Here is a 7,560-nt window from a genome sequence, read left to right on the forward strand (position 1 = left end):
CTATTGCACCCTGGAAATGGATTATCGGCGCAGACGCAAGGCAACTCCCTGCCAGGCCGAGCGACAGCCCCAATGCCAGCGACACTTTCCTGATACTCATCCTGTGCCCTCCCAGCTCAAAGATCGCGAAGTCTCAAGAGTAGTCGGCAAAAAACCGCAAATGATTAGACCTTGGGAGTGCTTGCCCACGATCACGGCTCAGCCACCCTATCGAAAAAAAAGATATACACTCAAAAAAATCTATAAAACCGCTCACGCGAGAACGGCCTCCATGATGACCCTGCGTCAAATCCGGCACTTCATTGCGGTGGCCGAGACCGGCTCGATCTCCGCCGCCGCGCAAACCGCGTTCATTTCCCAGTCCACCCTGACCCTGGCGATCCAGCAGCTCGAGCAGGAAATCGGCGTCGGCCTGTTCAATCGCCACGCCAAGGGCATGACCCTGACTCATCAGGGGCATCAGTTCTTGCGCCAGGCGCATCTGATCCTGGCCACCGTGGACAACGCCAAGCGCAGCCTGCAACAAAGCACCGACCAGGTGGCCGGGCAGTTGATCGTCGGGGTAACCAGCCTGGTGGCCGGTTACTACCTGGCGGACCTGCTCACGCGCTTCCAGCGCGCCTACCCCAACGTCGAAATCCGCGTGATGGAAGACGAACGCCCCTACATCGAACACTTGTTGGTCAGCGGCGAGATCGATGTTGGCGTGTTGATCCTCTCCAACCTCGAAGACCGCCACGCCTTGCAGACCGAAGTGCTGACCCATTCGCCCCATCGACTGTGGCTGCCGGCCCAGCATCCACTGCTGGAACACGACAGCATCAACCTCGCCGACGTGGCCCGCGAGCCGCTGATTCAATTGAACGTCGATGAAATGGACCGCAACGCCCAGCGCATGTGGACGGCCGCCTCCCTGCAACCGCGCATCACTTTGCGCACCGCCTCGACCGAAGCGGTGCGCAGCCTGGTGGCGGCCGGCCTGGGCGTGTCGATCCAGCCCGACATGACGTATCGCCCGTGGTCACTGGAAGGCGACATCATCGAAGCGCGGCCGATTGCCGACCTGAGCCAGACCCTCGATGTCGGCCTGGCTTGGCGCCGCGGTACGGCGCGTCCGGCACTGGTCGACCCGTTCCTGACCGTCGCCCGCGAGCAGCCCCACGGCGGGCGCAAGCCATCTATTTAATCGAACGCCACCTTCAGTATTTAGAATTTGTCGACCTCGGGTCTGCGCACTAGTCTTGTCGTATCTATATAAGACGGCCAGCCCCAGTCACAGGGAGCAGCATGGCCACACAAGAAAAGAGAACCCGAAGAATGGCTGGCGCACAGACCCCATTGTTCACCGCATTGTTGATCGAAGGTGAATTAGTCGCAGGGCAAGGCCGTGTCGAGGCAATCCTCAACCCGGCCACAGGCGAAGTGTTGACGCACATTGCCGAAGCCAGCACCGAACAAGTCGAAACCGCCATCCTCGCCGCGCACCGCGCCTTTGCCGGCTGGTCGCGGACCACGCCGCAGCAGCGCTCGAACCTGTTGCTCGATATCGCCAACGCCATCGAAAATAACGCCAACCTGCTCGCCCGCCTCGAATCCCTGAACTGCGGCAAGCCGTTGCACCTGGCCCGTCAGGACGACCTGAGCGCCACGGTGGATGTGTTCCGCTTTTTCGCGGGCGCCGTGCGCTGCCAGACCGGCCAGCTCAGCGGCGAATACCTGCCGGGCTACACCAGCATGGTGCGGCGCGATCCGATTGGCGTGGTCGCATCGATTGCGCCGTGGAATTACCCGATCATGATGGCGGCATGGAAAATCGCCCCGGCCCTGGCCGCCGGCAACACCCTGGTATTCAAGCCCTCGGAGCACACGCCCCTGTCGATCCTGGCATTGGCCCCGGCGCTGGCCGAAATCCTGCCGCCCGGCGTGATCAACATTGTTTGCGGTGGCGGTGAGGGTGTCGGCAGTCACCTGGTCAGCCATCCCAAGGTGCGCATGGTGTCGCTGACCGGCGATATCGTCACCGGGCAGAAAATCCTCCAGGCGGCGGCCAAGACCCTCAAGCGCACGCACCTCGAACTGGGCGGCAAGGCGCCGGTGATCGTCTGCAACGATGCCGACATTCAAGCGGTGGTCGAAGGCGTGCGCACCTACGGCTATTACAACGCCGGCCAGGACTGCACCGCCGCTTGCCGGGTGTATGCCCAGGCCGGCATTCATGACCGCCTGGTGGCCGAACTCGGCGCGGCGGTCAGCAGCCTGCGTTTCGCCGGAAAACGCGATGCCGACAACGAGATCGGCCCGCTGATCAGCACCCGCCAGCGCGACCGTGTGGCCAGTTTCGTCGAACGCGCCCTCGGCCAGCCACATATCGAACGGGTGACCGGTGCTGCGGTGCACTCCGGAGCCGGTTTCTATTACCAACCGACCCTGCTCGCCGGTTGCAAGCAAGGCGATGAAATCGTCCAGCGCGAAGTGTTCGGGCCGGTGGTCACCGTGACCCGATTCGATCAACTGGAACAGGCGGTGGACTGGGCCAACGACTCGGAATACGGCCTGGCCTCGTCGGTCTGGACGCAGAACCTCGACAAGGCGATGCAGGTTGCCGCGCGGTTGCAGTATGGCTGCACCTGGATCAACAGCCATTTCATGCTGGTCAGCGAGATGCCCCACGGCGGGCTCAAGCGTTCGGGTTACGGCAAGGACCTGTCCAGCGACTCGCTCCAGGACTACAGCGTGGTGCGGCACATCATGGCACGCCACGGGCAACATCTCTGACTACGCTAATAACAAGCCGCTAACGGCATGCTTCACCACGTTCACTACTGCCCCGACCATAATTTGAAGAAGAGGGAAATCCCATGTTCGTGCACAAGACCGCACTGCTCAGTGCAATCACCACAGCGCTGTTGGCCAGTGCCAGTGTCCAGGCTGCCGAGCCGTTGAAGGCTGTCGGCGCCGGCGAAGGCCAGCTGGATATCGTGGCGTGGCCCGGTTACATCGAACGTGGCGAAAGCGACAAGGCCTACGACTGGGTGACTGGTTTCGAGAAAGAAACCGGCTGTAAGGTCAACGTGAAAACCGCAGCGACCTCCGATGAGATGGTCAGCCTGATGGCCAAGGGCGGTTATGACCTGGTGACCGCGTCCGGCGACGCCTCCCTGCGCCTGATCGTCGGCAAGCGCGTGCAGCCGATCAATACGGCGTTGATCCCGAACTGGAAGAACCTCGACCCGCGCCTCAAGGATGCGCCGTGGTACGTGGTCAACAAGCAGACCTACGGCACTCCATACCAGTGGGGACCGAACGTGTTGATGTACAACACCAACGTATTCAAGACCGCGCCCGACAGCTGGGGCGTGTTGTTCAACGCGGAGAACCTGCCGGACGGCAAGCCGAACAAGGGTCGCGTGCAAGCCTATGACGGCCCGATCTACATCGCCGACGCGGCGCTGTACCTGAAATCCACCAAGCCGGAACTGGGCATCCAGAACCCCTACGAACTGACCGAAGCGCAATACAAGGCCGTGCTCGATCTGTTGCGCGCCCAGCAGCCGTTGATTCACCGCTACTGGCACGACACCACCGTGCAGATGAGTGACTTCAAGAACGAAGGTGTGGTGGCTTCCGGGGCCTGGCCGTATCAGGTCAACGGCCTGGTCAACGAGAAACAGCCGATCGCCTCGACCATCCCGAAAGAAGGCGCTACCGGGTGGGCCGACACCACCATGCTGCACACCGAGGCCAAGCACCCGAACTGTGCCTACAAGTGGATGGACTGGTCGCTGCAACCGAAAGTCCAGGGTGACGTGGCGGCGTGGTTCGGTTCGTTGCCAGCGGTACCGGCAGCGTGCAAGGAGAGCGAATTGCTCGGTGCCGAGGGCTGCAAGACCAACGGTTTCGACAACTTCGACAAGATCGCCTTCTGGAAAACCCCGCAGGCCGAAGGCGGCAAGTTCGTGCCGTACAGCCGCTGGACCCAGGACTACATCGCGATCATGGGCGGTCGCTGACACATCCACCGATCGTTCCCACGCTCTGCGTGGGAATGCATCACTGGACGCTCCGCGTCCATTCGCGCAGAGGTGACGCAGAGCGTCACGGGCTGCATTCCCACGCGGAGCGTGGGAACGATCATCAATGAAGATTTCAGAAGTCCAGGCAGGGCCGCTGCGACGGCCTTCGCCTTTTTGGAGCACCGCACCATGACGCTTGCAGTCCAGTTCACCAACGTTTCCCGTCAGTTCGGCGAAGTGAAAGCCGTTGACCGGGTTTCCATCGACATCCAGGACGGCGAGTTTTTCTCCATGCTGGGGCCTTCCGGCTCGGGCAAAACCACCTGCCTGCGCTTGATCGCCGGTTTTGAACAACCGAGCGCGGGCTCCATTCGTATTCATGGCGAGGAGGCCGCCGGCCTGCCGCCGTACCAGCGTGACGTGAACACCGTGTTCCAGGATTACGCGCTGTTCCCGCACATGAACGTTCGCGACAACGTCGCCTACGGCTTGAAGGTCAAAGGCGTCGCCAAGGCCGAACGCATCAAACGTGCCGAGGAAGCCCTCGACATGGTTGCCCTCGGCGGCTACGGCGAGCGCAAACCGGTGCAACTCTCCGGCGGCCAGCGCCAGCGTGTGGCCCTGGCCCGCGCCCTGGTCAATCGTCCACGGGTGCTGTTGCTCGACGAACCGCTGGGTGCGCTGGATTTGAAGCTGCGCGAGCAAATGCAGGGCGAACTGAAGAAGCTGCAACGCCAGCTCGGCATCACCTTCATCTTCGTCACCCACGACCAGACCGAAGCGCTGTCGATGTCCGATCGCGTCGCCGTGTTCAACAAGGGTCGCATCGAACAAGTCGACTCACCGCGCAACCTGTACATGAAGCCGGCAACCACCTTCGTCGCCGAGTTCGTCGGCACCTCCAACGTGATTCGCGGCGACCTGGCGCGGCAGTTGAGCGGTAATCCGCAGCCCTTTTCGATTCGCCCGGAACACGTGCGTTTCGCCGAAGGCCCGCTGGCCAGCCATGAGATCGAAGTCAGCGGCCTGCTGCACGACATCCAGTACCAGGGCAGCGCCACCCGCTATGAATTGAAGCTGGAAAACGGCCAGACCCTGAATATCAGCCAGGCCAACAATCAGTGGCTCGATACCAGCGCCCAGCACCAGACCGGCCAACGCCTCAGCGCTCGCTGGGCTCGCGAAGCGATGATCCCGCTGCACGACACCCTGACAGGCGGGGTGTGACATGAGCACCCTGGCTGTTTCCCAAACCTCGTCGGGCGGCTCGGCGTTGCGCAGGTTTTCCAACCTGCTGTATCGCCGGCCGAACCTGTACCTGTCGATGCTGCTGGTGCCGCCGCTGCTGTGGTTCGGCGCAATCTACCTGGGCTCGTTGCTGACGTTGCTGTGGCAGGGCTTCTACACCTTCGACGACTTCACCATGGCGGTCACTCCCGACCTGACCCTGGCGAACTTCGCCGCGCTGTTCCAGCCATCGAACTTCGACATCATCCTGCGCACCCTGAGCATGGCCATCGTGGTGTCTATCGCCAGCGCCATCGTCGCGTTCCCGATTGCTTACTACATGGCGCGTTACACCACGGGTAAAACCAAGGCATTTTTCTACATCGCGGTGATGATGCCGATGTGGGCCAGCTACATCGTCAAGGCCTATGCCTGGACCCTGCTGCTGGCCAAGGGTGGTGTGGCGCAGTGGTTCGTCCAGAACCTGGGGCTGGAACCCTTGTTGCAGTTTGTACTGGGCATTCCGGGAGTCGGCGGCAGTACCTTGTCGACCTCGCACCTGGGGCGTTTCATGGTGTTCGTCTACATCTGGCTACCCTTCATGATCCTGCCGATCCAGGCGTCGCTGGAGCGCCTGCCGCCGTCGCTGCTGCAGGCCTCTGCCGACCTCGGGGCCAAGCCGCGCCAGACCTTCATGCAGGTGATTTTGCCGCTGTCGATTCCGGGGATTGCCGCAGGCTCCATCTTCACGTTTTCACTGACCCTGGGCGATTTCATCGTGCCGCAACTGGTCGGCCCGCCCGGCTACTTCGTCGGCAGCATGGTGTATGCCCAGCAAGGTGCGATCGGGAATATGCCGATGGCTGCAGCCTTCACCCTGGTGCCGATCGTGTTGATCGCCATTTATTTGTCCATCGTCAAACGACTGGGGGCCTTCGATGCACTCTGAAAAGGCTTCATTAGGCCTGCGCATAGCAGCCTGGGGCGGTCTGGTGTTCCTGCACTTCCCGATCCTGATCATCTTCCTGTACGCCTTCAACACCGAAGACGCGGCGTTCAGCTTCCCGCCCAAGGGCTTCACCCTGAAGTGGATCGGCGTGGCGTTCTCGCGGCCCGACGTACTGGAAGCGATCAAGCTGTCACTGCAGATCGCCGCCATTGCTACGGCGATTGCCATGGTGCTTGGCACTCTGGCGTCGGCGGCGTTGTACCGACGGGATTTCTTCGGCAAGCAAGGCATCTCGCTGATGCTGATCCTGCCCATCGCCCTGCCGGGGATCATTACCGGGATCGCGCTGCTGGCGACATTCAAGACACTGGGCATCGAGCCGGGGATGTTCACCATCATCGTCGGCCACGCGACCTTCTGCGTGGTGATCGTCTACAACAACGTCATCGCCCGCTTGCGCCGCACCTCCCACAGTTTGATCGAAGCCTCGATGGACCTCGGCGCCGATGGCTGGCAGACCTTCCGCTACATCATCCTGCCGAACCTCGGCTCGGCGCTGCTGGCCGGCGGCATGCTGGCGTTCGCGCTGTCATTCGACGAGATCATCGTCACCACCTTCACCGCCGGCCACGAACGCACCCTGCCACTGTGGCTGCTCAACCAGCTTAGCCGCCCACGGGACGTGCCGGTGACCAACGTCGTGGCGATGTTGGTGATGATCGTGACCATGCTGCCGATCCTTGGCGCCTATTACCTGACGCGGGGTGGTGAGAGCGTGGCGGGGAGTGGCGGGAAGTAAATTCAGAAACCGACAACAACAATCCCCTGTAGGAGCTGGCTTGCCGGCGAAAGCGGTGTGTCAGCCGACATCATCGCTGGAAGTGATGGCCCCTTCGCTGGCAAGCCAGCTCCTACAGGGAACCCGAACGAGGACAGACTCATGCAAACCCAACTCCTGATCAACGGCCAACTGCTCACCGGCGAAGGCCCCGCCCAACCGGTGTTCAACCCCGCGCTGGGCAGTGTGCTGGTGGAAATCAACGAAGCCAGCGAAGCCCAGGTCGATGCCGCCGTGCGCGCCGCCGATGCCGCCTTCGACAGCTGGTCGCAGACACCACCGAAAGAGCGCTCGCTGCTGCTGCTCAAACTCGCCGACGCCATCGAAGCCCATGGCGAAGAGCTGGCCAAGCTGGAATCGGACAACTGCGGCAAGCCCTACAGCGCCGCGCTCAATGACGAGATCCCGGCGATCGCCGACGTGTTCCGCTTCTTCGCCGGCGCCAGCCGCTGCATGAGCGGCTCGGCTGGTGGTGAATACCTGCCCGGCCACACCTCGATGATCCGCCGCGACCCGGTGGGGGTGATCGCCTC

The 7,560-nt window shown here is 62.1% G+C and carries 7 protein-coding genes; all 7 read left to right on the plus strand.

What is annotated here, in order from left to right:
• Nucleotides 1-271: 271 nt before the first annotated feature.
• Nucleotides 272-1,186 carry a LysR family transcriptional regulator gene (locus HFK74_RS09710; protein ID WP_020799666.1) on the plus strand — a complete coding sequence of 305 codons (915 nt, stop codon included), beginning with the start codon at nucleotides 272-274 and terminating at the stop codon, nucleotides 1,184-1,186.
• Nucleotides 1,187-1,317: 131 nt separating this feature from the next.
• On the plus strand, nucleotides 1,318-2,775 hold the full coding sequence (locus HFK74_RS09715) for a gamma-aminobutyraldehyde dehydrogenase (protein ID WP_180203296.1): 1,458 nt from the start codon (nucleotides 1,318-1,320) through the stop codon (nucleotides 2,773-2,775).
• A gap of 83 nt (nucleotides 2,776-2,858) precedes the next feature.
• On the plus strand, nucleotides 2,859-4,010 hold the full coding sequence (ydcS, locus tag HFK74_RS09720) for a putative ABC transporter substrate-binding protein YdcS (protein WP_180203297.1): 1,152 nt from the start codon (nucleotides 2,859-2,861) through the stop codon (nucleotides 4,008-4,010).
• A gap of 192 nt (nucleotides 4,011-4,202) precedes the next feature.
• Nucleotides 4,203-5,240, plus strand: coding sequence for an ABC transporter ATP-binding protein (locus tag HFK74_RS09725; protein ID WP_180203298.1), 1,038 nt, complete (start codon nucleotides 4,203-4,205; stop codon nucleotides 5,238-5,240).
• Between the two features lies 1 nt (nucleotide 5,241).
• Nucleotides 5,242-6,189, plus strand: coding sequence for an ABC transporter permease (locus HFK74_RS09730; protein ID WP_008058704.1), 948 nt, complete (start codon nucleotides 5,242-5,244; stop codon nucleotides 6,187-6,189).
• Nucleotides 6,179-6,988 carry an ABC transporter permease gene (locus HFK74_RS09735; RefSeq protein WP_056856299.1) on the plus strand — a complete coding sequence of 270 codons (810 nt, stop codon included), beginning with the start codon at nucleotides 6,179-6,181 and terminating at the stop codon, nucleotides 6,986-6,988. Before HFK74_RS09730 ends, HFK74_RS09735 begins: the two co-directional genes overlap by 11 nt.
• 141 nt (nucleotides 6,989-7,129) lie before the next feature.
• Nucleotides 7,130-7,560, plus strand: a 431-nt coding sequence (locus HFK74_RS09740) for an aldehyde dehydrogenase family protein (RefSeq protein ID WP_180203299.1), incomplete at its 3' end; no start/stop codon positions are given.

Origin of the sequence: Pseudomonas sp. SbOxS1, from assembly GCF_013416725.1 — a bacterium.
Lineage (GTDB): Bacteria > Pseudomonadota > Gammaproteobacteria > Pseudomonadales > Pseudomonadaceae > Aquipseudomonas.